21 protein-coding genes are annotated in these 25,172 nt (G+C 47.9%); 11 read left to right on the top strand and 10 right to left on the bottom strand.

Annotated elements, in window-relative coordinates; all coding sequences use genetic code 11:
- The 4 genes from uvrA to PHF39_RS10130 all read right to left on the bottom strand — a co-directional run bounded on the left by uvrA (position 1) and on the right by PHF39_RS10130 (position 6,697).
- Positions 1-2,823, bottom strand: coding sequence for an excinuclease ABC subunit UvrA (gene uvrA / locus PHF39_RS10145; RefSeq protein ID WP_300223588.1), 2,823 nt, complete (start codon positions 2,821-2,823; stop codon positions 1-3).
- 99 nt (positions 2,824-2,922) lie between these two features.
- Positions 2,923-4,029, bottom strand: coding sequence for a phospholipase D-like domain-containing protein (locus PHF39_RS10140; protein WP_300223586.1), 1,107 nt, complete (start codon positions 4,027-4,029; stop codon positions 2,923-2,925).
- Positions 4,026-5,540, bottom strand: a complete 1,515-nt coding sequence (locus tag PHF39_RS10135) for a hypothetical protein (RefSeq protein ID WP_300223584.1) — start codon at positions 5,538-5,540, stop codon at positions 4,026-4,028. The genes PHF39_RS10140 and PHF39_RS10135 overlap by 4 nt, the downstream gene beginning before the upstream one ends.
- Before the next feature lie 5 nt (positions 5,541-5,545).
- Positions 5,546-6,697 (bottom strand): DNA methyltransferase, encoded by a 1,152-nt coding sequence (locus tag PHF39_RS10130; RefSeq protein WP_300223582.1) that lies wholly within the window; start codon positions 6,695-6,697, stop codon positions 5,546-5,548.
- 497 nt (positions 6,698-7,194) lie between these two features.
- On the opposite strand from PHF39_RS10130, the gene PHF39_RS10125 reads away from it, so the two are divergent.
- The 3 genes from PHF39_RS10125 to PHF39_RS10120 all read left to right on the top strand — a co-directional run bounded on the left by PHF39_RS10125 (position 7,195) and on the right by PHF39_RS10120 (position 8,122).
- The gene (locus tag PHF39_RS10125; RefSeq protein ID WP_015286258.1) at positions 7,195-7,410 is read left to right on the top strand and encodes a type II toxin-antitoxin system HicB family antitoxin; all 216 of its coding nucleotides are present in this window, start codon (positions 7,195-7,197) and stop codon (positions 7,408-7,410) included.
- Between the two features lie 54 nt (positions 7,411-7,464).
- The gene (locus tag PHF39_RS13970) at positions 7,465-7,686 is read left to right on the top strand and encodes a type II toxin-antitoxin system HicA family toxin (protein ID WP_366144228.1); all 222 of its coding nucleotides are present in this window, start codon (positions 7,465-7,467) and stop codon (positions 7,684-7,686) included.
- Positions 7,687-7,927: 241 nt separating this feature from the next.
- Positions 7,928-8,122, top strand: a complete 195-nt coding sequence (locus tag PHF39_RS10120) for a hypothetical protein (RefSeq protein ID WP_300223579.1) — start codon at positions 7,928-7,930, stop codon at positions 8,120-8,122.
- 705 nt (positions 8,123-8,827) lie between these two features.
- On the opposite strand, the gene PHF39_RS10115 is transcribed toward PHF39_RS10120, so the two are convergent.
- Entirely contained in the window at positions 8,828-9,355 is a 528-nt protein-coding gene (locus tag PHF39_RS10115; protein ID WP_300223646.1) for a winged helix-turn-helix transcriptional regulator, read from the bottom strand.
- Between the two features lie 43 nt (positions 9,356-9,398).
- On the opposite strand from PHF39_RS10115, the gene PHF39_RS10110 reads away from it, so the two are divergent.
- On the top strand, positions 9,399-9,674 hold the full coding sequence (locus PHF39_RS10110; protein WP_300223650.1) for a hypothetical protein: 276 nt from the start codon (positions 9,399-9,401) through the stop codon (positions 9,672-9,674).
- Here the strand turns inward: PHF39_RS10110 and PHF39_RS10105 are convergent.
- The gene (locus tag PHF39_RS10105; RefSeq protein ID WP_300223577.1) at positions 9,653-10,117 is read right to left on the bottom strand and encodes a peptidase domain-containing protein; all 465 of its coding nucleotides are present in this window, start codon (positions 10,115-10,117) and stop codon (positions 9,653-9,655) included. The two genes, PHF39_RS10110 and PHF39_RS10105, sit on opposite strands and share 22 nt — an antisense overlap.
- Before the next feature lie 774 nt (positions 10,118-10,891).
- On the opposite strand from PHF39_RS10105, the gene PHF39_RS10100 reads away from it, so the two are divergent.
- From PHF39_RS10100 to PHF39_RS10080, 5 genes are all read left to right on the top strand, one after another.
- A complete protein-coding gene (locus tag PHF39_RS10100; protein WP_300223575.1) occupies positions 10,892-11,560 on the top strand; it encodes a winged helix-turn-helix domain-containing protein in 669 nt (222 codons plus the stop codon).
- Between the two features lie 355 nt (positions 11,561-11,915).
- On the top strand, positions 11,916-12,848 hold the full coding sequence (locus tag PHF39_RS10095) for an ABC transporter ATP-binding protein (RefSeq protein ID WP_300223574.1): 933 nt from the start codon (positions 11,916-11,918) through the stop codon (positions 12,846-12,848).
- Positions 12,841-13,995, top strand: coding sequence for an ABC transporter permease subunit (locus PHF39_RS10090; protein WP_300223572.1), 1,155 nt, complete (start codon positions 12,841-12,843; stop codon positions 13,993-13,995). The genes PHF39_RS10095 and PHF39_RS10090 overlap by 8 nt, the downstream gene beginning before the upstream one ends.
- A 108-nt stretch (positions 13,996-14,103) precedes the next feature.
- Complete coding sequence (locus PHF39_RS10085) at positions 14,104-15,255, top strand: ABC transporter permease subunit (protein ID WP_300223570.1); 1,152 nt, start codon at positions 14,104-14,106, stop codon at positions 15,253-15,255.
- A gap of 77 nt (positions 15,256-15,332) precedes the next feature.
- The gene (locus PHF39_RS10080) at positions 15,333-16,727 is read left to right on the top strand and encodes an NEW3 domain-containing protein (RefSeq protein ID WP_300223568.1); all 1,395 of its coding nucleotides are present in this window, start codon (positions 15,333-15,335) and stop codon (positions 16,725-16,727) included.
- A gap of 511 nt (positions 16,728-17,238) precedes the next feature.
- Here the strand turns inward: PHF39_RS10080 and PHF39_RS10075 are convergent.
- From PHF39_RS10075 to PHF39_RS10065, 3 genes are read right to left on the bottom strand one after another with little or no spacing between them, the layout of a single operon-like run.
- Positions 17,239-18,957 carry an ABC transporter ATP-binding protein gene (locus tag PHF39_RS10075; RefSeq protein ID WP_300223566.1) on the bottom strand — a complete coding sequence of 573 codons (1,719 nt, stop codon included), beginning with the start codon at positions 18,955-18,957 and terminating at the stop codon, positions 17,239-17,241.
- Entirely contained in the window at positions 18,917-20,074 is a 1,158-nt protein-coding gene (locus PHF39_RS10070) for an SPASM domain-containing protein (protein WP_300223564.1), read from the bottom strand. The genes PHF39_RS10075 and PHF39_RS10070 overlap by 41 nt, the downstream gene beginning before the upstream one ends.
- Positions 20,074-21,435 (bottom strand): radical SAM protein, encoded by a 1,362-nt coding sequence (locus PHF39_RS10065; RefSeq protein ID WP_300223644.1) that lies wholly within the window; start codon positions 21,433-21,435, stop codon positions 20,074-20,076. Before PHF39_RS10065 ends, PHF39_RS10070 begins: the two co-directional genes overlap by 1 nt.
- A 1,083-nt stretch (positions 21,436-22,518) precedes the next feature.
- Here PHF39_RS10065 and PHF39_RS10060 point away from each other — a divergent pair.
- Entirely contained in the window at positions 22,519-22,794 is a 276-nt protein-coding gene (locus tag PHF39_RS10060; protein WP_300223562.1) for a hypothetical protein, read from the top strand.
- A gap of 1,086 nt (positions 22,795-23,880) precedes the next feature.
- Positions 23,881-24,195, top strand: coding sequence for a hypothetical protein (locus PHF39_RS10055; RefSeq protein WP_300223560.1), 315 nt, complete (start codon positions 23,881-23,883; stop codon positions 24,193-24,195).
- A gap of 142 nt (positions 24,196-24,337) precedes the next feature.
- Here PHF39_RS10055 and PHF39_RS10050 read toward each other — a convergent pair whose 3' ends face one another.
- Positions 24,338-24,955 (bottom strand): Stigma-specific protein, Stig1, encoded by a 618-nt coding sequence (locus PHF39_RS10050; protein WP_300223558.1) that lies wholly within the window; start codon positions 24,953-24,955, stop codon positions 24,338-24,340.
- Positions 24,956-25,172: the final 217 nt, after the last annotated feature.

The following is a 25,172-nucleotide window of genomic DNA, read 5'->3' as shown; positions in this document are numbered from 1 at the left end:
TCAGGATTTGGCCGGTGGATTCCGGGCAAGCATCTCTTTTAAGAACTGCCCGGTATAACTCCCGGGGATTGCGGATACTTCTTCCGGTGTCCCGGTGGCTACAATCTTCCCGCCGGCATCGCCGCCCTCCGGCCCTATGTCGATGATATAATCGGCTGACTTGATCACGTCAAGGTTGTGCTCGATGACGACAACCGTGTTGCCCTTGGCCACGAGGTCGTCGAGGACCTTGATCAGCTTCTTTGTGTCGTCGAAGTGGAGTCCGGTAGTCGGTTCGTCCAGCAGGTAGAGCGTCCTTCCGGTGGCCCGTTTTGCGAGTTCGCGGGTGAGCTTGATCCGCTGTGCTTCGCCTCCCGAGAGCGTTGTCGAGCTCTGGCCGAGCTTGATGTAGTCAAGGCCCACGCGGGAGAGCATCTCCAGCTTTGCCCGTATCGACGGGATGTTCGAGAACAGCGCCAGGGCTTCCTCAACACTCATGTCCAGGACATCGGCGATCGATTTGCCCTTGTACTTCACCTCGAGCGTCTCGCGGTTGTACCGCTTGCCCTTGCACTCCTCGCATTCGATGAAGACATCGGGAAGGAAGTTCATCTCGATCCGGATCAGGCCGTCGCCCTGGCAGGCCTCGCACCGCCCGCCTTTGATGTTGAACGAGAACCGTCCCGGCCCATAACCCCGCATCTTTGCCTCCTTCGTTTCGGCAAAAATACTCCGGATATCATCGAAGACCTTCGTGTAGGTCGCCGGGTTGCTCCGCGGGGTGCGGCCGATGGGGGACTGGTCGATGACGATCACCTTGTCGATTGCCGTATCGAAGAGGATCTTGTCGTGCTTCCCGACCGGGTCGCGTGACTTGTGGAGCCGCTGCATCATCCCCTTGTAGAGCGTCTCGTATACGAGGGTGGACTTGCCGCTCCCCGAGACCCCGGTGATGACCGTCAGGAGACCGATCGGGAACTTTGCGTCGATGTTCTTTAAGTTGTTCTCGCGGCAGCCCTTCACGGTGAGGAACTTCTTCGCGTTTCTCCGGCTCCCCGGCACATCGATCTGTTTTGTCCCGGCAAGGTACTGGCCGGTCAGGGACTTCTTGCTCTTCTCGATCTGCTTCGGGGTCCCTTCGGCAATGACCGCTCCGCCATGCATCCCGGCCCCGGGCCCCATGTCGATGACGTGGTCGGCCGAGCGGATCATGTCCTCGTCGTGCTCGACCACGATCAGCGTGTTGCCGATGTCGCGGAGGGTCTTCAAGGTCTCGATCAGCTTATGGTTGTCCCGCTGGTGGAGGCCGATGGAGGGCTCGTCCAGGACGTAGAGCACGCCCATCAGGTTCGCGCCGATCTGGGTGGCAAGCCGGATACGCTGCGCCTCCCCGCCCGATAGCGTCCCCGCGTTCCGCGAGAGCGTGAGGTACCCGAGGCCCACCTTCTCCAAAAATAACAGCCGGCTGGTGATCTCCTTGAGGATCTGGCGCGAGATCTCGGCTTCCTTCTCGGTCAGCCGGATCTCCCGGAGCACGGCAAGGTGGGCGGATATGGAGAGGTCCGTGAGATCGATGATCGACCGGCCGCCGATCCTGACCGCAAGCACCTTGTCCTTGAGCCGTTTCCCGTGGCAGGCAGGGCACTCGAAGACCCGCATGTAATTCTCCAGTTCCCGCTTCCGCCACTCGGACTTGGTCTGGGCATAGAGCCGGGCAGTCTGCGGGAGGAGACCTTCCCACTGGCCGTTGTGCGACCATTGCGCATCCCCGTTCCGGGTGCTCATGGAGAAGTGCATCTTCTCGTCCGAACCGTACATCAGGGCATTGTACTGCTCTTCAGTCAGGTCCCGGATCGGTGTCATGGGAGAGAACCCGAAGTGCTTTGCAACGGTCGCGAGATACTGCCCGCGGAACCCGTCCATTGGGTTGCGGTACGGGGCCACGGCGCCATCGGCAAGGCAACGGTCCTTGTCCGGGATGATGAGGTCCGGGTCGAACTCCATCTTCACGCCGAGGCCGTGGCATTCCTCGCAGGCGCCAAACGGGCTGTTGAACGAGAACATCCGGGGCTGGAGTTCCTCGAAGGTGAGGCCGCAGACCGGGCAGGCCATCAGCGAGGAGTACAGGGTTTCCTTTTCCTGTTCGTCAACAGCGATAACCAGACCGCCGGATTTCTTGAGAGCGTTCTCCATCGCTTCCGTGAGCCGCGAACGGTCGGATGCTTCGAGCCGGTCGATGACGATCTCGATGTCGTGCTTCTTGTACCGGTCGAGCTTGATCTCCTCATCAGTGCGGATGATCTGCCCGTTGAGCCGTACCCGCGTGTATCCTTCCGCGTTCAGGTCCCGGAGGAGCTGCTGGTACGTCCCCTTCTTCTGCCGGACAATGGGAGCAAGGACCGTGACCATGCCGGGATGTTCCGCTGCAACCTGGTCCGCGATCCGGTCGGGAGTCTGCGACGCGATCGGGATATTGTGCTCGGGACAATAAGGCGTCCCGATCCGTGCATACAGGAGCCGGAGGTAATCGTAGATCTCGGTGGTCGTCCCCACCGTGCTCCGCGGATTTTTCGACGTGGTCTTCTGCTCGATGGAGATGGCCGGCGAGAGCCCTTCGATAAGGTCAACGTCCGGCTTCTGCATGATGCCGAGGAACTGCCGGGCGTACGAGGAGAGCGACTCCACGTACCGCCGCTGGCCCTCCGCATAGAGCGTGTCGAACGCGAGCGTGGATTTGCCGGAGCCGGAGACGCCGGTTATGACGACTAACTTGTCACGCGGGATCTCCACGCTGATATTTTTGAGGTTGTGCTGGCGGGCACCTTTGATGATGATATCTTTCATGCGTATGTGCTCAGACAATTAGCTCCGGTAGTTAAAGGAGTAAGGTTCGGGGCATGAAAGTGAAGATGTGAAATTCCCCGGGTTGGACGACGAAACAAATTAAGCTCTGGGAAGTTGAGCAAATTGTTTCCGCGTTGGGAGTTGGATACCCAAAATTGATTCCAATTTTTCGTTTGGAATGAATCCTAATCTCTTATCTCTATTTCCAATAAATGTGGTCGCAAATGGAGATAATGCATTATATCGATCTGAGCCTTGTCTGACAATGCGAATCTCATAATCATATTCTGATATGCGACTTATAACCGCAAGATCTCCCCTATCGGCAACATGAGTATATCGATATTTTGAGGTTCTCAAACGAAAATCAACGTTATTTCCTGCTTCGAACGTAACTGTCGATTGATCGACAAACCCAAGGTCATTATAATGTAAATTTATATGGCACGAATAAGTATCTTTGATCCCTCGCTTATTTGGGATTGTTAATGGTGGAAAAAAATCATACGCATCTCTGCTTAACCAGAAATATTGTGTTCCCAAACCTGCTTTTGAACCGAGAGGGGCATTTATTCTAGCTGTATCTGCGTGACTAAGAGTCACTACCATACTAACTGCTTGACTATCATCGATTTTAATGCGCTCCTCTCTTTCATCGTAAACAACTTTCCAAGCAGGACTTTCAAGATCAGATAAGGAAGGAGTGTAAATCTCCCATTTCTGTCGAAGTATTGAATCTGCGAATTCCGACCATCGGAATTGAATTTGACGGGTTAAATCATAATCTAGGAAAAGCGCAGATTCGACATTATGAGCCATTCCATTAGCAGTAAAATTTCCCGATGTAACTATTAAACGATCACCAGAATTGCCGGTCCCATAGCACTTCGTATGGAAAATTTGTTTTCTATTGATTAGATGAACATCACAACCACAAGAGAGTAATTTTTCCACCAACTGATAGCTTGTAAGACGTTGAGAAGTACCCGCACCAAAAAAACATTCGACCCTACCTCCTGAATCCACATGGCGTTTTAATGTTGAAAAGAATCTTACTCCCCCATTATAATTGCCAAAACCTGATACAATATAGAATGTTCCCTCTCCTAACGGTGCCCGATTAATCCAGATGTCTTCAAGCAGACCTAACAAATTTCTGCATGATCCTGTCCGATAAACATCCGGCTGTAAACAAAATTCACTCATTTTTTCAAAACCAACAAAGTTTCGCCTTGAACTGCATTTGCAGCATGCATACCATATCGTTTGTAAGTTTCCAAGGGTAATAATTCCATGTTTTTCCATTTTGACGAGACTGCGACTTCAGAAAGTAATTCCGGCGTGTTTATGTTTTCGGTTTGACCGCCAATAGTTGTCCGGTTAGTTCCTACGATTAGGGTATACACTCCACCCGGTTTCATAATTGAACGAACGGTGTGAAAGGTTTGTTTCATATCCGAAAAATATCGATATAGTAGCCCTGGAACCGCACGCTTTCTAAAACCGTCTCCAGCGCTTAACCGCTCTTGCAAATTGGCACAAAGTAACTGAATAGAATCTGGAAGATTTGATGAATTGATCAAAATCTGGTCTTCCAAATCACGCAAAATATTCTCCGCAGCATCACGGCTTCCAATCAGGGTTTTTTCAGTCGTGGTTATTTCATCGGGATTGATTAAATTTAGCCAAATCAAACTAAGTCTTTGAGTATCGATATACGGTAGAGCGGCAGAGTATGGAGGACTTGTAATAGCAAAATTCGCGCGTAATTTTGTTGGAGATCGTGACGAGACCTCATTAACAAAACGTCCATCTGCTTGGAAGGCAACAGTTTTGAAATTTTTGCCGCTAGTGATCTCTATTGTTCGTTCTAATTCGTCCAATTGTTTATGGAGCAAGATTTTGAAGGATTTTTCAATGGAAATATTTGGAAAAGGACTTCTTCTCCGTCGGATTCTGAGATCTGAAGGCTCTTGAAGTGAATAATCTCTCAATAAATCACTCAAAATGATCTTAAAGAAGGATTCGTTTTGGTCTGTTTCATTTTCAATAATTGATCTGTATTGTTCAATTTTTTCTAGAGTATCTTTGGGAAACCATTTCTCTAGATATTCAAGTCTTCCACTTTTTTCACACAAAATTTTCTTTTCGTTGGGCACATGCGAAAATATTTTTTTTGCTTGCTCTTTTAAAATATCTAAGTCTGTTTTTAATGCAAGAATTTTCGCATTTGTGAGATAAACAGCGAACGGATTTAAATCCCATCCGATACTTTCAAAACCTGCGAGTCCAGATTCAATAATTGACGTCCCGCTTCCGCAAAATGGATCAACGATCTGAGAATCATCAGGTAAATTGTACCAGTTGAGAATGCATCGTACAACCTGAGGATTAAATTTTCCTTTGTACTCATGAAGTCCATGAACGAGATATCGAGTGGCTTGGCGTTTGGTGTTATTTTTTGTATATCCATTCTCCAAAAGAGCTTGGAATGTTTTCGTGAGGGGTCCATCTCCGATGGAATATTTAGAAAAATAAACCAGTCTATTTAGTTTATCTGGGATCGCCGTATCAAAATTTACTATGATTCCGTCTTCGGTTGGTGTATAATTTATAAAACCGGGTAAGGATTCTACTTCTCGAAAAGCAAAAATTTTTTCGTACGGATAATACCGATAATCATGCCACTTTAGATAAGCACTAATCGGCTTTTTCAAGAAAATCACTTCTGAAGAACAATAATATTCTCGGTTAGAATTCTTGAATTTGATAGGTTGAACGACTTCCGATTTGATGGAATATTCCGTGGAAGTATTGTCCGAAGTTCAAAATTTTCTTGCTCTGCAGCGGAAATCAATAATTCAGTATTATCGATTATTTCTCCATGAATTTTTGAATTCCCAACAACGAAACATGCGTAAGAATTGGGAGTGCAAATTTTCGATAGGAGCTTGAAGACTTTCCGCATTTGGTTTTCGAAGTCTTTTGGGGTGTGATGATCTTTTTTAAAGAAATGTGATCTCGCACCAATTTCATGCTCTTTTACTGATAGTGGATCAAATCCTAACCACCACATCCGATATTTATGGTAAAGCCAGTATTCGTAAGCAGCCGGATATGGTGGTGATGAAATAACTAATCCAACTTTTCTAGGTATATCCGATGGAGTAACTTCTAAAATATTTTTATTTATGACGAACGCATTTGGGTACGCTTCTTGCGATGAGTGTAAAACCTGCATATATTGTCGGCAAACGCGGGAAAAAATTGAATAAACATCATCTTTTTCCACGGGTTTATTTACTGCAGCATATCGGGTATCACTATCTTGATTTGAAACTCGGACTAGTATACTCGACAATGCTAACCGTAATGCATCTCTGAGATTTTCTTCTTCAATTTCATTGATAGCCGTGATTAATCCAAAAACTGCAATCTGAATTGGTTTTTTAAACCAATGATCCAGATTCGGTATGTAAGGAATTGATGTTAATCCTTCAGTGGCTTTTGCTTTCTGGATGCAACGAGTCGCAGAGTCCACAATATTTTGTGAACAATCTTGAGTCGAGACTCGTGCAATGAGACATGCAATTGGATTCAAATCAACGCCAATGGATGAGTAACCTAAAGATTGTGCAGCAATTAATGTAGTTCCATAACCACAAAACGGATCGAGGATCGCAGTATCTTTCGGAAGATTGAAAGTTTTAATTAACGTTTTCGGAATTTGTGAAATAAATTTTGCTGGATAGGGATGCAGATTGTACAGACCTTCACCATTTCGTTGTCCAGGAAAGTTCCAATCGCAACTAATCAAACTAGGGATGGGATCAAAAGCAACGGTTTGATTCGAATAAAATTCTGTTTTTAGCATTATGATCTCCAATCAGTTACTTATCCAAATAGTACAATGGAACGATGATATAAGATTGTATAATTAATTTCTTCTGAATCATTTGAGTGAGACTTCTACTTTTTAATGCTTACAAATCATCGGTATTTTTAATGATTAGCGAGCGGTGTGAAAATTATAATTCTTATTGATCTACAGGGTATCCTTCATCTAATGGGATTTAACATCATTAAATTAAATCGTTCTAATCTTCATCGTCAATTTCTACAACATCTCCTTACCCTTCTGTTCCAACACACGCCAATCCTCCATCTTCCGACCATTGATGACGGGACTTGTTTAACCGGCCTCACCCCCGCATTACCTTTTCACAACTCTATCAATTTTTCCCGTACAGGTAATACCACCCCATCGCCAGCGCCCACGCCCCCTTGGGGGCGGGCTGGCGCAAGGGGGGCTTCCGGCCATTAAATCCCAGAGGGAAAAATTGTATACTCTCCCACGAATATTCTGTACCTATGAAATATACGGTGGTGCTCGAACCCCAGGAAGAAGGCGGTTTCACAGTCCAGTGCGTCGAGATCCCCGGAGCGATCAGCCAGGGTGAGACCCGGGAAGAAGCGCTCGCCAATATCAAGGAAGCAATAGAACTGGTTCTCGAAGTCCAGCGGGAAGAACTTCACAAGAGATCACCAGCACATCACCGCGAAATCTCACAAGTCGAAGTCTGCTGATGCAGACTTCTCATCCTCGGATTCTGAAGAAACACTCGGAGGTCGAAGTGGCGGATGTCGCATAAACTCCCGGTCATTTCCGGGGAAGAGCTGGTCAAATACCTTGCAAAGCAGGGATTCGAGATCAGACGTCAGACTTCGAGTCACATTGTCGTGCAGAAAGAATGGCGGGTGTTTTCTGTGCCTCTTCATCGCGAATTAAAGAGAGGAACATTGATCGGGATCCTTAAACAGGCCGGGATAGAGGCCGAAGATTTCAAGAAGGGATTCCGATAAGAAACAGATACTTTCAATCTTTTTTTAGACTAATCCACCTCACGCTTGTGTCCTGATCCGTCCGGTCCCGACACCTGACGACAGGTCCGGCACTAAACCGGCTCGCGGGTCCGCCCGCTCACGACAAGCCCGCCCCGCCCCCATGCACAGCCGAAATGGAGAAAGTAAGCACATCCCTGACAGGAAACCTGATTATCTCCACCACATGATGATTTGACCAACAAGCAGCAGGTGAAGAGCCGTGGAAATCGAAGAACAGATCATCAGGGAACTGCACCAGGTGCCACGCCAGCATTACCTTGAGATCCTTGATTTTATCCGGGCGAAAAAGAAGAAAGCCGGCAAAATAATTTCCGAAACGGCACTTGCCAGCGAATCTTCCCTGAAAAAGGACTGGCTGCGTCCTGAGGAAGACAAGGCATGGGCGGACATGTAAAAGGCGACGTAGTTGTTGTCTTATTTCCTTTTTCGGATCTGAACAGCGCTTTAGAAACGCCCGGCCCTTATCCTTGCGACACCGGGATGGCGATGACGTGATTCTCTGCCAGATTACCAGCCATCTGGTAGCGGACCGGTATGCGATTCAACAACCCCGATCGCTTTTGATCGCAGTATAGATCCAAAAGTCTCCAATGCCCTCTTACCCAGAATCTTCACAGTTTTTGTTTTTTTTTTGGATCAAGGTCCAAAGTTCATCCAGTTCAACCCGCCCCGGTGCACTGTCCCAAAGATAACATTCGTTCAGGATCTCTGCGTGTTCTCCAATGAGATGATAATACCGGGATACCGTATCCCAGTGATGGCCTGTCGCGCGTTCCACTCCCCGAATCAAGGTTTTTTCCATATTATGTTTACAAATTAACTCGACTCTCGAACGGTCCAGACGAGAATTGTACAGGGGCGTATTTTTTGTTTCGATGAAATATTTCCCGCAATGCTCGCACAAATACTGTTGATTTCCCGCACAATTCCGCCCGTTTTTTAGTAAGTCTTTCCTGCTTTCAATGTGATACTGTTAACAGTCGGGATTTTGGCAGGTTATTGTTGTTTCACAGAGGCGGGGCATAACACCCATTTCACCAGATTTAAGATAAGTTTTCCGTGCACTCGGGTGTTTGATTATCAGTTGAATAACCGGTCACTACTGAATTTCTGATAGGATATTCTCATGACAGACAAGATAACGTTTCAGGTATTGCCGCATCTCCGGATCGATCTCGTACCGGACATGTTTCCCGGTTTTTTTAAGACAAATAATTCCGGCATCCCGCATCCGGTTGATGTACCACGTGATCATGGAACCGGGTTTTCCGAGTGAGTCCCTGAGATCCTTCCAGCTGATGTCAGGATTTATCAGCAACAGGGTGAGAATTCGGTTGTCTGTATCGTTCCGGATAAAGGACAGGAGGGTTTTTTCCCGGTCGGAAAAATGTCCGGAATTTTCAAAATACCGGGAGTGTCCTTTCCTCGTGAAGACTGAAATTTTCTCCCTTGTCTGAAGAATGAAAAGATGGTACTGGAGAGTACCGGATTTGATCCCCGTCATCTGGACAATGGCATTAAAATTAATACCCGGATTGTCCTGTATGCACGAGTAGATAAGACGCCGGGCAGCATTATCAAAAACCCTGCTTTTTGAGATTTTCCAGTATCCCAGGTAAGAAAACATCTTAAAAAACAAGAACAATTCGAACGGGAATGCAACAACAGGAGTGACAGACAGTGCGAGAGCCATGAGGAGGATCAGGGGCGGGACTTCCGAGGCATCTATCGGGACGGCCATATTTGGGTGTGTATCGGTGATTACCTCAGGAGCCACCGTTTTTACGCTGTATCCATTGGAAACTGCACTGGCCGGTAATGCGATTGCCGATAGAGAATACAGTAATAAGATTAAAACAAAAATGATTTTAATTGATTTATGCATATGTGAAAATTTTCTATACGATAAAAAAAAGGTTTCGGTTTACACTGCATATGCCGAGTAAGTGTAGCTTTGTGAACCGGTCACAGAATGCCCATAGACATTAGATCTCCATGTGCCGGAAGTAAGACCACCGGTTCGTGTTATCTGTACATTGATCCAGCCATCAATGACACCATCGACATCATCATAATAGGGACCAAACAGGGAATCCGGAGCATAGATTGTAAGAGTAAGTGAATTCGAAGGATTCCCCCAATTCAGACCAGAATAAAACGCAGTATTTCCCGAAGATACTGATGTCGCGTACCACTGGGACTGGCCCTGGGAAATAGATGATGAACTGCGAAGGGACATATCCCGCAGGTTCAATGAATCCACGTTCAATGTATCCGGTCCCGTCATAACGATGTACCCGTCTTTTTCTTCAACAATCTTTGCCGATACTGCCGGTACAGCCACTGCTGCACCGATCACCAACAATAGTGCTAACAAGTGAACCTTCATGGTATCACGGGAAAGCATCTGAATCTCGATTTAATACTCGTTCTCGTTCAAAAGTTGAACTATCATGGAAAGACTGAGTTTTGAACGAGAGAACATTTATGGCACGATGTAATACCATGGAGACGCGGGTATCATCTGGTATTCGCCGGTCCGGGGAGGACATGGTATCACAATCACAGTTACTTCCCGGATCGTTATCCCGAAGAAACATACATGAACGGGAGTTCACACCCAAACCATGAAAACCGGCAACTTATCAGGGGGTATGGGGGTCTCAATCCCCATCATCAATTCCGGAAGAGGTCAATTTAATAGGAAAATGTCCTGAAATTTTCATTTCTTGTGGCTGTTCGGCATCATGTCTGGATTCATGGGAAAATCATAACTGTCAGGTTGGATAGTGACAGTCCGGGGATTATCATTGTATAATGAGGGTAAATTCCCGGTTACGATGAATAGTTTCAGTTTTGAACGATAAACCGTTTTAAATACCCCATCAAATGGACACCTGTGGACAATATTCACTTGTCCTGCCATTCAGTCTGGAGAGAGGCCGACACAACATCCACATAAAACCTCTTCTCTCCGAGCTGCATGGACGTATACAACACACCACAATGCCCATGATAATAAAAAAACCGAGGTGGTTCTATTTCAAATCTTCTCGCAACGGTTACCACGTCTGAAAAACGGAAAAATCTTCTTATCCTTTTACTCAATGGTCCCCGACTCTGGGAGGAAATTAAAGACACGCTGAATGTCAAGGCATCCGGGATGCTTCCCCAGATAAAGATCCTTGAGAGAGAGGATCTGGTCGTTAAAGAGGGACGACAATTCCGGCTTACTGATTCTGGGCAGATTGTTGCATTTCACCTGGAACAATTCGACAGGACCCTGAGGGTAATCGGTCAGCAGAAAAAGTACTGGCAGGAACATGATATCCGGGCATTACCCAAGGAATTTTTCTTTCGGCTGGGTGAATTAAAAAAGGCCCAGATTAACGAGGCCGGGACTGAAGAGAGCCTGGAACCGCATGCACAGTCCCTTGACATGATCATGAAGTCAAAAAAAGTGTCGGGTATATCCCCGGTAGTCCATCCGGTATACCCGGAACTCTTCCGGTCTCTTGCACAAGACGGGAGAAAAGTAAGGATTATTCTGTCGAAAAACGCATTCGCCAAAATCCGGAAAGAATATTATGATCTCTTTCTTGAGGGGCTACAATACGAAAATGCGCATCTTTCAGTATATGAGGATGACATGAGATTTTCCACTATTGTAACAGAAAAAAATCTCTGTATGGAACTATTCACAAAAACCGGATTATTTGATTCAAAACGAGATCTCGTCAGTATAGATCCCATGGCGGTAAAATGGGGCGAGGATGTTTTCTCCTACTTCTTTAAACGCTCCCATCCGGTTAAAAAAGACGGGCAGTACTGAGGAGAATCGTGAATGTTGAGTAACTTCGATAAAAAAATTTCAGATCTTTTTCATAAGGGATTATTTCTTCAAATTATCGTCCGAATGAAAATTTTCTACAATGTTTGAGAGGATCCTGCACATGAAAACATTTTACACAAGGGATTGGAATATACCTGGATCCTACTCCCAAACATTTTATATTGTAAATATCAATACATTTACACATGAGGGGGAACTCCAATTATACCCGAGTTGCCGGCCCGCTATTTCCAATATCGGGATTTGCCGTCCCGGTGCCGGTAAACAACCCGGATAGTTATTGGGGACACGGTAATAATCCCCTGGCAAAAAAGAGATTTCCGAGAGGATGAACATGATCCAGTTTGATCACTTGTCAAAAGAGTATGACGGGGTTCTGGCAGTGAACGATCTTACTGCTGAGATCCAATCCGGCGAGGTATTCGGGCTCCTTGGCCCAAATGGCGCCGGGAAGAGCACGACGATCCTGATGCTGATCGGGCTCATTGAACCAACCGGTGGATGCTGCCTGATCGATGGTGTTGAAGTGGCAAGAAACCCGATCACGGTTAAGCAGCACATCGGCTACATGCCCGAAGACGTAGGATTCTATCCCTCCCTCACAGCGGAAGAGAATCTCGTTTATTTCGCGAGACTGTTCCGGATGGAGCGGGCGCAATACCAGAAACGGATCGCCGATCTCCTGTCGCTCGTGGGCCTTGACGGGGTAACGAAAAATGTCAGCGGGTATTCCAAAGGGATGCGGCAGCGGCTTGGGATTGCAAATGCGCTCCTGAATGATCCATCCGTCATCATCCTTGACGAACCGACAGCTAACCTCGATCCCCAGGGTGTTGCCGATTACCGTCGGATCATTGCCGGTGTTGCAAAGGAGGGAAAGACCGTGTTTGTCTCATCGCATATCCTTTCGGAAGTGAGCCGGGTCTGCACGTCGATCGGGCTCCTCTCGAAAGGACGGCTGATTGCGAAGGGGAAATGGGAGGACCTGAGCCGGGAACTGCATGTCGGTGATGATGCCGGGATCACTATCACTGTTGAGACCCGCGACCCGATGCCGGAGTTTACTCACGCAGACCTTGTTTCTGCAACGTATACTGATGACAGGAAGACTGCAACCATTATTACACACTCAGATATCAGCGACGCTGTCATTGATGCCTGCACGAAGGCGGGGGTCCGGTTGCATGGGATTCACCGGGAAGGTGCCTCGCTCGAGGATATGTTCCTTTCTTACTATGACAATACAGGAGTTCCGCATAATGGCTGAGCCCGGAGTTATTATTATAGCAAAGAAGGAGTTTGTTGATCATGTCCGCAGCAGGAAGTTTCTCCTTCTCCTGGGAATCCTGCTCGTCGTTGCATGTGTTGGGATTCTCAACGGAATCGCGGACTACCATGCAGAAGTAAAAGATTACGACAGCTTCCGGAGTATAATTTCCGCTTCTCCCCCGGGAGAATCCAAGCTCCCGGAGTACCTGACATTAAAACCCTCGGTACTCCTGGTCTTTAACAAGATGGGGACGCTCTTTGTGATGATCGGGGGTATCCTCGGGATCGCCATGGGATTTGATCTCGTCACCAGAGAGAAGGAGAGCAAGTCGTTAAAACTCCTCCTCGCACACCCGGCGTACCGGGACGAAGTGATAAACGGCAAAGCTCTTGGAGGTATTTCTGCCATCGCTATCGCTCTTGCGGCGGTAATGGTACTGTCACTTGCCCTCCTGCTTATTTCTGGTCTTGTCCCCGATGGACTCGAACTCATGTATATCCTCATCTTCTCGGCCGTCACCTTCCTCTACATCTTCACCTGTTTTGCCATCTCCCTCATGATGTCAACAGCGTGCGAGGAGAGTGGAAGGGCACTGATCTTTTCGCTCGTGATCTTCATTGTCCTCGGGTTCCTGATCCCCACCGTGCTCAGTACCCCCTTCATAATGGAAAAGGTCATCGGCCCTGCACCCGAGATGCCCCAGGCCCTGAGCGACCAGGTTTTGACATCGCTGCAGAAGAGCGGCACCGGGTCCCAGAAGAATGACCTGACAGAAGAACAGAGCCGTGAGGCATGGAGCCGCTTCAAGGAGCAGACCCGGGCATACGGGGACCGGCAGATGAGCATGAGGGACTTCCAGTACTTCTTCTCGCCAGTCAAGAACTACGAAAAGATCGTAACATGTCTCACTGATCCGACAATGATCCGCTATGTGGTCTACTTCACCCACGTTGAGACCCAGGTACAAACGATTGACAGCAAGGGAGATGCACTGACGGTTGATACCTTTTACATGCCAGACCTGGACTTTGATTTTTCCGGTATTCTTTCCATGATTACCGGCAACATTATCGCGCTTTGTATCCTGCCCTCAGTGTTCTTCGGGCTTGCATATGTCCGGTTCATGAGAATGGATATCCGGTAGGGGATACGTGAATGACGGAAACTTTTACACAAATAACAAAAAAACACGCAGGCCTTCTGATAAGCGGCGGGAAGCCGGAGGAACAAGATCGCAGGGGCGGGATGAAAAATGATGGGTTATTCTGTTATTGCCATTGCTAGAAAGGAGTTCTTCGATCAGCTGATCAGCCGGAAGTTCCTGCTCATCTTCGGGATCCTCCTTGTTGTGTCGGTTATCGGGATCCTCAACGGTGTTTCCGATTATCATACGTCAGTATCAAGTTACAACAGCCTGCAACAGTCCGTTTCCGGATCCGGCGGGTCGGTATCACCGGTTGACCTTTATATGAAACAAAAGCCGTCCGTGCTCCTTGTTTTTTACCAGATAGGTCTGACATTTAAGCTGATCGGGGGGATCCTTGGCATTGCCATGGGATTTGATCTCATCACCAAGGAGAAGGAGAGGAAGTCGCTGAAGATCCTCCTGGCGCACCCGGTGTACCGGGACCAGGTGATCAACGGCAAGACCCTTGGCGGCATTGCAGCGATCATCCTCGCCCTTGGATGTACCATGGCGGTGTCGCTTGCAATCCTGCTTCTCTTCGGGATCGTGCCGACACTATCTGAGATGCTCCCGATCCTGGTCTTTTATGCTGCGACATTCCTGCTCATCTTCAGCTTCTTTGCCATTGCCATCCTGATGTCGACCCTGTGTGAAGAGAGCGGACAGTCGCTCGTATACACCCTGATCACCTATGTCATGCTCGGGACATTTATTCCCGCGCTGATCATGTCGCCTCTCGTGATGGAGAAGGTCCTCGGCCCGGCACCGGAAATGCCGGAGATGACCGCCTACCCTGCGGAGAACACAGCGAATCCCTCAGACCATGCTGCAGAAATCGAACGGATCCAGAAAGAGAACCGGGATGCATTGGAGAGATACGGTGAACAGAACATGGCGTATAAAGAGAGTATTACCTGGTGGGTCAATAACCAGGTACTGCTCTCTCCGACGAATAATTATGCAAGGATCTCCGCATTCATGACCAATCCGACCGCGATGAGCGAGACACTCTACGGTCTGACGGGGGCAGGGACATCCGGAGGTATGAACGATGACGATAGGACGATCCTTGTCACGTATAAATCCAGAAAAATCGTTGACTTTGACGTTTACAGCATCATCGCCATGCTTACCGGAAATCTCACAGCCCTGCTGGTCATGCCGGCAGTATTCTTCGGGCTTGCGTATGTCAGGTTCATGAGAATGGATATCCGGTGAGGCTGTTGATTCCGGATAATTCCCCACAGAGAATCCCCCTCAGGATCCGGCTGATTTTTTTCCTGCTGGTAACAGGAATGATTGTTTTCAATCAGCCGGTTACTGCAATTGATTCCTCGCCCAACAGCGACATGATCATCAAGTGCGATGTCCCCGGTAAAGTCATCGAGGCCGGCGAGACCGTACGGTTCGATCTCAGAGTAACGAACAACGGGCCGGAGATCTACCGCAAGCTCTGGTACGAGACGTTCGATGGGAAACGGCTTGACTGGAAGATGAAGTTCATGGACGATTCCAACGAGATCACTATCCTGGCAATCGACCAGCATACGTCCAAGAACATCACGTTCGTCATCGAGACAAGCTCGGATACCCCGGTCGGCGACTATACCGTCCGGCTGCATATCGGCGATGGCTGGTACTGGCTGTACCCGAAGGTTTCGAAGACTCATGCCGGGGAGAAAGGGACACTCGAGATGAAGATCGTCGATACCGAGGGTGAAAAAGTAAAAGGCGCGATCATCGAACTGGTCCCAAAAAACGTATTCTCCCCAACAATCCGGTTGATGAGCGCGGCGGACGGCAGCGTCAATGCACTGGTTCCGGATGACGAGTACACGATGAAGATCTCCAAGGTCGGCTATGTCGCATTCGAAAAGAAGGAGGTGACCGTCAAGGGCGGCATCACCACGAAGGCCGGGACCATCATGCTGGAACGGTCCCTCTTTGCCGCGGAGCTGGTCGTCAATTCACCGTCAATCACGAGCTCCATCGGGAAGAATCCCAGTTACGTGATGGTGATCCGGAATATCGGCAAGAGTGACGACACATACCGGCTTGCCTCGGCCGGAACTCCTGAGGGATGGTACGTCCGGTTCCATGAGAGCAGGACCGATGGATCGGATATCTCCGACATTTACCTGAAATCCGGGGACGACAAAACCCTGAATATCGAGGCAATTCCCCCGTACGGCATCCAGACCGGCGACTACAATTTCTCCGTCAGTGCGGAATCGTCCGAGACGGTTTACGCCCAGAACCTGAGCGTGAAGATCCGAGGGAACTACGACCTGAACCTCTATGCTGACAAGTACCGGTATGAGGTGAACAAGGGCGATGCTATAACATTCCCCGTCACGGTTGTAAACGGGGGGGATGCCGGGCCGCTGACCAGCGTCAAGATCGATGTCGTGGCCCCGGAGGGATGGACGGCGGAGATTACCCCTAACACTATCGCTAGCATCCAGCCAGAGGGGAAATCAATTGTTTCCGTCAAGGTCGTTCCTCCTGCAAACATCGTTGCCAGCGAGTACAAAATCACGGTCAAGGTTACTTCCGACCAGACTGAGAAGAGCGATGAGTTCCATATCCTCATCAAAGAGCAGTCGATGATTGCTGTATTTGGTTTACTGGTCCTCGGGATTGTCGGAGGTGGCGTATACTACATGTTCAGAAAATACAAGCGGAGATGAGAGCGATGGTGTGGGAATATTTTTTTTGGTTATCGCAATGGATTTTTCTGCCACATGCATGATTCACTACACAAACAACTTTTTTTAGCGCCGATCTCCATTCAGCGTATCGGGCAGTGCTGATGCCAGGATGATCCCGGAGCCCGGCCGATGATCACGAGCCAAACACCCATGATTCCGTCAATCGGAATTACCAGATTATGTCAGTGCCGGGCGTTTCAGGGGATGTTTCCCGGCCAGGACAATTTTTCCAATGATCTTCCCAACTCTGATGTGGGAATAACCGGTTGCAGGCGATATTACCCGTCAATTGCATTTTTTTCTCTCTTTGCTTTCCTGTGTCCCGGATCTCATCGTAAAAAGGGGTATAGCGAGTACGGGTCGAAACGATCCTTGCATCGATCAGGTCCTTGTTTCGTTATCGGTTCAACGACATTTTCATTACATTCCTTTTACTGAGGAGTTGTCCTTGCTGTAATCTATGAACAGGACTCAGCCACGTAAGTCATCGTTATGATAGTCCAGTCGATACCGTCACCATGCCGGCGGCTGGTTCATGTTCAGGGAATTTTTCCGGGATTGGAGCAAGAAAATTATGCTTTTCGATCTCCACAATATTGCAGCTACTTTCAATTTCCTGGGGGTCATGCGTGATGATGATAATAATTTTATCGTTCATTTTCCTGATAACGGAGAAGATGGATTTTTTTGATTCAATATCTACGGACCTCGTGAATTCATCGAATATTATTACCGGCGAATCCCGCAGGATAACCCGGGCCAGGGCAATTTTCTGTTTCTCCCCGCTGGACAGGTTCAGGCCGGACTCGCCAACCCCGGTTTCATACTTTTTGGGGAGTCTCATGATAAATTCGTCAAGTTCTGCTTTTTTTGCCGCGTGCTCAACATCTTCACGGGATGCCGACAGATTGCCGATGAGAATGTTCTCGTAGATTGTACCGTCAAAAACCAGGGCGTCTGCAAAGACAACGGAAACAGATTTACGGAGAGATTCCCGGCTCAGGGATGCAAGATCCCGGCCATCGATGATAATCGATCCCTTGTCCGGACGGTATAACCCGCATAACAATCTGATGAGCGTTGATTTTCCGGAGCCGTTGTCACCGATAAGATAATTCCTCCCCTGTACAAAGGTGGCGCTGAAATCTTTGAGAACGGCCCTCGGGCCATAGGAAAAGCAGACAGAATGGAATTCGATGTTTTCCACGGGTGTGGGAAGGGCATTTTTCCCCCACAGTTCCATTTTCAGCGAGAAAACCTCGCCTATCCGGTCAAATGATGCCTGGGAACTCTTATACGTTGTCCAGTACATCGACAACAGCTGGATGGGTGAATAGAACAAACCGATATATCCCATGAACGCAGTAAATGTTCCGAGACTCATCAATCCGCTGATGACTTCCATGCTGCCGAATACAAGGACCAGTAACGTTGGAATGCCGTAAATTACCATGCCCACCGCAGAACTCATCGATGATACCCTGACAACATCTAACGACGCGGCAGTGTATTTTTCCAGGTAGCCGTCAAATTTATCGCAAACCCACTGCTCCAGTACAAACACTTTTGTCAGCGGCACGATCGAATACGTTTCTTTTAAGAAAGAGTTCATACAGGCAGCGGAATTCAGCGAATCCCGCTGGTATGTTTTTACCTTGTTTCCGTAATACACGGACGAGATGATAAACAGGACGATGGGGCAACATATGATTACCGCCAGATTCGGATTTAGTGAAAACATTATCGTGAAGGGGAGGATAAAACCAACTATCGTAACCACAATCTGGGGGATAATCGACGAAACGGTACTGACTGCCGCATAGGTATTCCCGATCGTCCTTGTGAGCAGGTCGCCGGTTTTTATATTCTGGAGATCCGATAACGAGGCCTCCTGGACCGCCCCGAAAAGATCGTGTGCAAGTTCTTTGAAAAGTACCAGGTTCAGCCGGCCCCGGATAATGTTTGAAAGATAACCCGACAGTGCGGAAAACAGAAATAATCCGGACATTCCGAGGATGATCGGTACAAGCAGGGACGTGTCTTTCCCAATCAGGACCGAATCAATCAACCGGCCCAGGATCAGGGGAGTGGCAAGAGAGAAGAGGGTCCCGAACAAACTCAGGAGTATCAACGCAATGATTGTAAAAAGATGGGACTGGACGAGTCCCTTAAGCAGCTGGTTGCTGCCACGTTCCTTCTGAGGGATCATAATCGCACAACACTTTTCTCTTCAAATCGCCGGTCTTTGCTGTTTCAAGTGCCCTGCAGTCGGAACAACTGTACCTGAATTCACATGCGCTGCATTTATCCAGGTCATTAAGGCTCAGGTTCCAGTATTTCTTCTGGATACTGTCCTCGGTATTCCTGAAAAAGGTCCATAATTTCCGGTTGTTGATATTGCCAAGAGAATGGTCCCGCATCATGGGGCAGGGCAGGACTTCCCCGTTCCAGGCAATCGTAACGCTGTTGGCAAGGCAGGGATGCAGCCGGTTGTGATGGGTGAACGTGAACAGATTTGTACGGGGAATTTTCTTTTTTGCGTTCAGGGGCGAGCCGGGTTGCAGGGGCGTGAATGTCCGGGAGACCATATCTATCATGACGTTTTTAGGCAGATCTCCGGATAATTCCGGTGATTTTGCATAGTCCACGGGAAACAGATAGGAGTGGCGGTCCCCGATCCCGGACAGATCATCGGTCTGCAGGATGAGGGTTACCTTATTCTCCAGGTACGCGAGTTTGTCTTCTGAAAAGTGTTCCCGGTGGCCGATGAGGATTACTTTTTTACAATGTTCCGTTGCATATTCAAGGATTTCCCGGGTCTTTTCCCAGTCCCGTGTCAGGTCGCCGCCTTTTACCAGGATCGACATGCAGTGGAGGCGGCTGAGCTCGTCGATGAGCTCTTTCCACCGGTCCATACCTACCGGGGTCCCGTCTTCAGCCCAGATATTGCAGCCAAGGCAGCCCCTGCTCCTCGAGATCCCCGACTGCCCGCAGTACCAGCAGGACCGGTCGCATTCGTTCCCGATCTCCAGGACCGCAACGCTGATCACGGGGGGATTTCCTTCCTGGTACTCTGCAATCGGGGACCCCAGCCGGATCTTTTCGATAAACACCTTTGTTGGATAAAAGTTCCCGACAACACGGTGCTTCAAATCCCGGAGGAAGGGATCCTGCGGGTCAGCTTCCCCGTTCTTCTCACATGCTTCAATCATCCTTGATTCATCGGACGTAAGGGCATAAACATTTCCCTCAATGAGATCATAGATCGCGCCATTCTTTGCGCCTTTGATGTAATAACATTCCGGGTTCAGCCTGAAGTACATCATTAATCACCCGATGCCGAAGATTCACCGGAAAGCCAGGTATAATGGTCTTTGACCTTGATGTTGAGCAGATCCGGGAAGGTCTCCCCGATGCTGAATACCCGGGACAATTCAATTTTTTTCTGATTTTCGTCAGATTTACAAACGGTTGAGGTGTTCTCAAACAATCCATCCAAGGTAAAACTGGTATAACATTTTACGCATGCCCTGTTGATGCTGCAAGACCCACAGGAATCCAGATGTTCATTATACCTGTTTATCAGGTTGGCAATATTCTCGAAGTCCAACCCGGTCCTGACATTCCCGATCGGGAAGTACTCATTAACGCGTTCGCACAGATGGAATTTTCCCGTGCAATCGACAAAGATCTTCTTCCCGGGAATACATGGCCCGGAGTAGGGGAAGACCATCCCCTCACGGGAATTCAGGACTGAGGGTGAATAGAGGATCCGGCTTGCCGATTCCGCGAAGATCCGGTAGAAGAATGCATGTGCATTCTCATCATACGGATCATTTTCAAGATAATACGAGAATGCCTCAGTCATGGTTTTTCGGAACGCTGCGATATCCTCACGAGAGAACTGATCGTAATAGGTGCATCCGTTCCTGTCATTGGGGAAAGTAATATTCCCCAATCGGGGAACATCAGGGGTGCTGAAGAATGCATCGAGGTCGAACGGATTGGTCTTATAATCGTATACACACATTGCGCCGCATCTGTCAGACTTCTTTTTCATGAACCGTTGCGCATTTTTCATCACATCGGAAAACGAGCCTTTGTCTCCCGGGTACACACGTTTCCGGTTGTGCTCTTCTTCCGGCCCGTCAATGCTAAAATTAACAAAAAAACCATGTTCCAGCAGGAAATCATCTTTTTCCTCGGTCAGGAGGGTCCCGTTCGTGGTGAACGAGAAGCGAAAAACCAGTTCAGGATACGTGGTTTCGAGATATTTTACGCATTTTTTTATCAGATCAAAATTCATTAGGGGTTCTCCGCCATAGAACGCCACTGACGGCAGCCGTGTTGGGTTGTACTCCAGACCTTCCAGGAACAATGATACATAATAATCCAATGCCATTTTCGCTGTGGGGAGATCCATTTTTTTCGTTGTCCGGTTCCGGGAGAGGGAATATGCTTCAGAGTAAATACAATACCGACATCTCATGTTGCAGTTTTCGGTTACCCCTAAGATGATCTGTTGCAGTCCCTCCCGTATTATCAGCGGCCTGATGTCATCTGCTTTGAGGGGGGACCTCGGTTTAACACCTCCCTGTTTCGGACGGATCCTGTTGAGCTTTTCCAAAAACCGGGAGTAAAAGAGAAGATCTTCCTTGTTTTTTTCGGTTGCAGCAATCTCCTCCATTTGCCGGGGATTTGCTGAAATTAGTTTTTTCATGAGGGGGTTCGAAGGAAAAGCGATCCCGATTTGATTATCATAATAATAGGTGTTTCCGGACAGGCTTTCAAATTCCATGTTTTTCCTCCAAAAAATAGTTAGGATTAGGGATCGGCAGTTACCCGCATATTATGCGTCAACGTAGTCGATCGCCTTGTTCGTATTCTCAATACTTGAAAAAGGGAGTGCTGGGGTGCAGGGTTTGCAATTAGCTGCACAATTGCAGTTGGCCATGGGCGATACATCTTCAATGACTCCAAGGGTTTCCATTTTTTACCTCCATTTTGTCTTTTTCCGGGGCAGGAGGAGTTAATCATAAATCCTGTTACGACAATCACACTTCTGCCTCTTGGCAGGCGCGGGTTCATCGAGTGTGCAAACTTTGGTGAACCCGTCCCACTTTTTCTGACAGTCATCATATCCGAAGTCTCGTGATTCATTCACACAGCGGATATTCCTGCCAAACCATTCCTTTAAATTATAGTAATATATTTCGAATGATGGTTGTTTTTTTATTATGAATGGTGTTTTTTAATCCCGTTGATAATTTTCAATCACGCTGATTTTGAAAAACATAACTTCTGGATTGCATAAAAAAGTCCGGGAGAGATTTAAAAAAAATAAGGTCCCCCGGTAACGAGTTAGTCCGGCCGAATATAGGTGAGGGTATTCATTCCGAGCAATGCGCCAGAGAACGATTTCCCATCCGGGGACATTTCGAATGTAAAGGGGTAAGAACGTTTACCATGTGACACCCAGGTACCAGTAAGTCTTGGGGGATTCCCACTTGTTGAACCATAAAAAATTTCCTGATTATAATAGTCAGTGCCGTTCACCGATGTCCCGATCTGTGTCAGCTCAAATTTCCACCCGGACGACTCTTCGGCCCAGGATCCTGCCCATGACAGGCACGTTCCCTCCGAACACGGTTCACTGGTATTGCATACATGCCCGCATGCCCCGCAATGTTTACTGTTGCTCTGTGTATCGATACATGACCCGTCACAGAGAATCTGGCCGGACGGACATGATGGTTTTCCTGCCGTAATCGTGGTGGCTGGAATTATTGTTGTGACGGATGCATCAGGAGTTCCGGATGTTACTGTTGTGACCGGTACTGTCGAAGTCTGCACGGGAGGCGGTGATACCGGTGACTGGGATGTATCTGTGCACGCAGTAACAAGGATCAGTGCGAAGAGTAACCCGACAGCAAGGATGTGTGATATTGTGTTTTTCATGTTGCACAACTTCAGGATAGAGGAATCCGCCCCCGGTTACAAGTCAGTCCTCTTCACGGGTATATGTGAGGATTTGATATCCGTGTAACCCCCCGGTAAACGTTTTCCCATCGGGGGCCATATCAAACGTACAGGGTTCAACCCATGGATCTGTACGTTCGATCGCCCAGGTACAGGTTAGTCTCGGAGGATTCCCGCTTGTAGAACCGGATATATTTATCTTATACGTGTCGGTCCCGCTCACCGATGTCCCGGTCTGTGTGAGTTTGAATATACACCCTCCCTCCTGGACCCAGGTTCCCGTCCACGACAGGCATGTTCCGTTTGAGCAGGGTTCACTTGCATTGCATACATGCCCGCATGCCCCGCAATGCTTATTGTTGCTCTGCGTATCAATACAGGACCCATCGCAGAGCATCTGGCCGAAGGGACATGATGGATTTTCCGGTGTATTTGTAGTTGCTGGAATTTTTGTTGTTACGGATGCATCGGATGTTACTGTTGTGACCGACGCAGCCGATGTCTGTACGAGAGCCGGAGTTACCGGTGGCTGGGATGTATCTGTGCACGCAGTGACAAGGACCAACGCGAAGAGCAACCCGACAAAAATGACGGATGATATTTTGTAAAATTTTTCCCCATTATACGACATAATTGTACATAAATTAATGATATATGTATATTTATTTCAAATGGTCCAGATTTTTTTATTATGACGAGTGTTTTTTAATCCCGTTGATAATTTTCAATTACGCTGATTTTAAAAAAACTGTACTCCAGAGTTACACGATAAAAAAAGCCTAGAAGATATTAAAAAAAAGGTCACCCGGTAATAAATCAATCCTGTTGCCGATAAGTGGTGAAGACATTACATCCGAGCAATGAGCCAGTGAAAGAATTCCCATCGGGGGCCATATCAAACGTACAGGGGTCAGAAGATTTACCTCTTCCTTGTACCCAAGTACAGGTTAGTCTCGGAGGATTCCCGCTTGTTGAACCGGATATTATTATCTGCTTATAAGAGTCGGTGCCGTTCACCAATGTCCCGGTCTGTGTCAGCTCATACTCCCACCCAAACTGATCGACCCAGGATCCCGTCCACGACAGGCACTTTCCCTCTGAGCAGGGTTCACTGGTATTACATACATTCCCGCATGCCCCACAGTGCTGACTATTGCTCTGCGTATCGACACAGGATCCGTCGCAGAGGGTCTGGCCGGAGGGACAGGATGGATTCCCCGGAGTATCCGTAATTGCTGGAATTTTTGTTGTGACGGATGCACCGGGAGTTTCGGAGGTTCTTGGATTCACCGGCACGTCCGGACTCTGCCCGGGTGTCAAGGATACCGGTGGCTGGGATGTATCTGTACACGCAGAGACAAAGATCAGCGCGAAGAGCAACCCGACAAAAATGACAGGGAGTATTTTATTTTTCATAATAGACGACATTTTTATTGAGAGAATAATGCGAGATACAAATTTATTTTAAATGGTGTACGTTTTTTTAATCCCGTTGAAAAATTTTAATCCCGTTGATATTTTTCAATTACGCTGATTTTAAAAATCATTACTCCTGGGTTGCACGATAAAAAGTCCGGGAGAATATTTAAAAAAGGTGCCCCAGTAACAGGTCACTCAAGTTCCCGGAAAAACGTGAGAATATTTTTTCCAGGTATCCCGCCAAAAAACGATTTCCCATCCGGGGCCATATCCAATGTTAGTGGGTCAGAATTTCCACTCTTTTGCCAAGTCAGGATACCGATAAGTCTCGGGGGATTCCCGCTGGTTGAACCGGATATTATTACATTATTATAATCATTAGTCCCACTCACCGATGTCCCAGTCTGTGTCAGCTTGTATACCCATCCGTCATCCCTTTTCCAGGATCCCGTCCACGACAGGCATGTTCCTTCTGAACAGGGTTCACTTTCATTGCATACATTCCCGCATTTCCCGCAGTGCTGACGGTCGCTCTGTGTATCGACACAGGAACCATCGCAGAGAGTCTGGCCGGACGAACAGGCGGGATTTTTCGGCGTATTCGTAGTTGTTGGAATTTTCATTGTAACGGATGCGCCGGGCGTACCGGTCGTTACTATTGTGACAGGTACTGCCGAAGTCTGTGTGGAAGCCGGAGTTACCGGTGGTTCAGATTTATCTGTACATCCGGAGAGAAGGATCAGCGCGAAGAGTAACCCGACAAAAATGACGGGAGATATTTTGTAAAATTTATCCTTAATATACGACATAATTGTACATAAATTAATGAGAGATGCATATTTATTTCAAACGATGTAGTTTTTTTTAATAGGACGAGTATTTTTCAATGCCGTTGAAATTTTTTGCTCTGTAGAAATGCTTTGAACGAGAGAAAAGAGAACGGCGAATGACCAAAAGATCTAAGGTACATTGTCTCCATACCAAGATGTGTGCTCAACTAGTAAGGAGACAAATAAAAGATCGTCC

This window comes from Methanoregula sp., assembly GCF_028712425.1.
In the GTDB taxonomy this organism is placed as follows: domain Archaea; phylum Halobacteriota; class Methanomicrobia; order Methanomicrobiales; family Methanospirillaceae; genus Methanoregula.
This window is presented reverse-complemented; position numbering and strand designations above follow the sequence as displayed.

Bases quoted from the DNA above. Each gene is read 5' to 3' on its own strand.
- PHF39_RS10050 (WP_300223558.1), bottom strand. From the start codon at position 24,955: ATGTCGTATATTAAGGATAAATTTTACAAAATATCTCCCGTCATTTTT.
- PHF39_RS10125 (WP_015286258.1), top strand. From the start codon at position 7,195: ATGAAATATACGGTGGTGCTCGAACCCCAGGAAGAAGGCGGTTTCACA.
- PHF39_RS10100 (WP_300223575.1), top strand. From the start codon at position 10,892: ATGCTTCCCCAGATAAAGATCCTTGAGAGAGAGGATCTGGTCGTTAAA.
- PHF39_RS10095 (WP_300223574.1), top strand. From the start codon at position 11,916: ATGATCCAGTTTGATCACTTGTCAAAAGAGTATGACGGGGTTCTGGCA.
- uvrA (WP_300223588.1), bottom strand. From the start codon at position 2,823: ATGAAAGATATCATCATCAAAGGTGCCCGCCAGCACAACCTCAAAAAT.
- PHF39_RS10130 (WP_300223582.1), bottom strand. From the start codon at position 6,697: ATGCTAAAAACAGAATTTTATTCGAATCAAACCGTTGCTTTTGATCCC.
- PHF39_RS10105 (WP_300223577.1), bottom strand. From the start codon at position 10,117: ATGAAGGTTCACTTGTTAGCACTATTGTTGGTGATCGGTGCAGCAGTG.
- PHF39_RS10075 (WP_300223566.1), bottom strand. From the start codon at position 18,957: ATGATCCCTCAGAAGGAACGTGGCAGCAACCAGCTGCTTAAGGGACTC.
- PHF39_RS13970 (WP_366144228.1), top strand. From the start codon at position 7,465: ATGTCGCATAAACTCCCGGTCATTTCCGGGGAAGAGCTGGTCAAATAC.
- PHF39_RS10065 (WP_300223644.1), bottom strand. From the start codon at position 21,435: ATGGAGGAGATTGCTGCAACCGAAAAAAACAAGGAAGATCTTCTCTTT.
- PHF39_RS10080 (WP_300223568.1), top strand. From the start codon at position 15,333: ATGATTGTTTTCAATCAGCCGGTTACTGCAATTGATTCCTCGCCCAAC.
- PHF39_RS10085 (WP_300223570.1), top strand. From the start codon at position 14,104: ATGATGGGTTATTCTGTTATTGCCATTGCTAGAAAGGAGTTCTTCGAT.
- PHF39_RS10115 (WP_300223646.1), bottom strand. From the start codon at position 9,355: ATGTTTTCTTACCTGGGATACTGGAAAATCTCAAAAAGCAGGGTTTTT.
- PHF39_RS10070 (WP_300223564.1), bottom strand. From the start codon at position 20,074: ATGATGTACTTCAGGCTGAACCCGGAATGTTATTACATCAAAGGCGCA.
- PHF39_RS10140 (WP_300223586.1), bottom strand. From the start codon at position 4,029: ATGAGTGAATTTTGTTTACAGCCGGATGTTTATCGGACAGGATCATGC.
- PHF39_RS10090 (WP_300223572.1), top strand. From the start codon at position 12,841: ATGGCTGAGCCCGGAGTTATTATTATAGCAAAGAAGGAGTTTGTTGAT.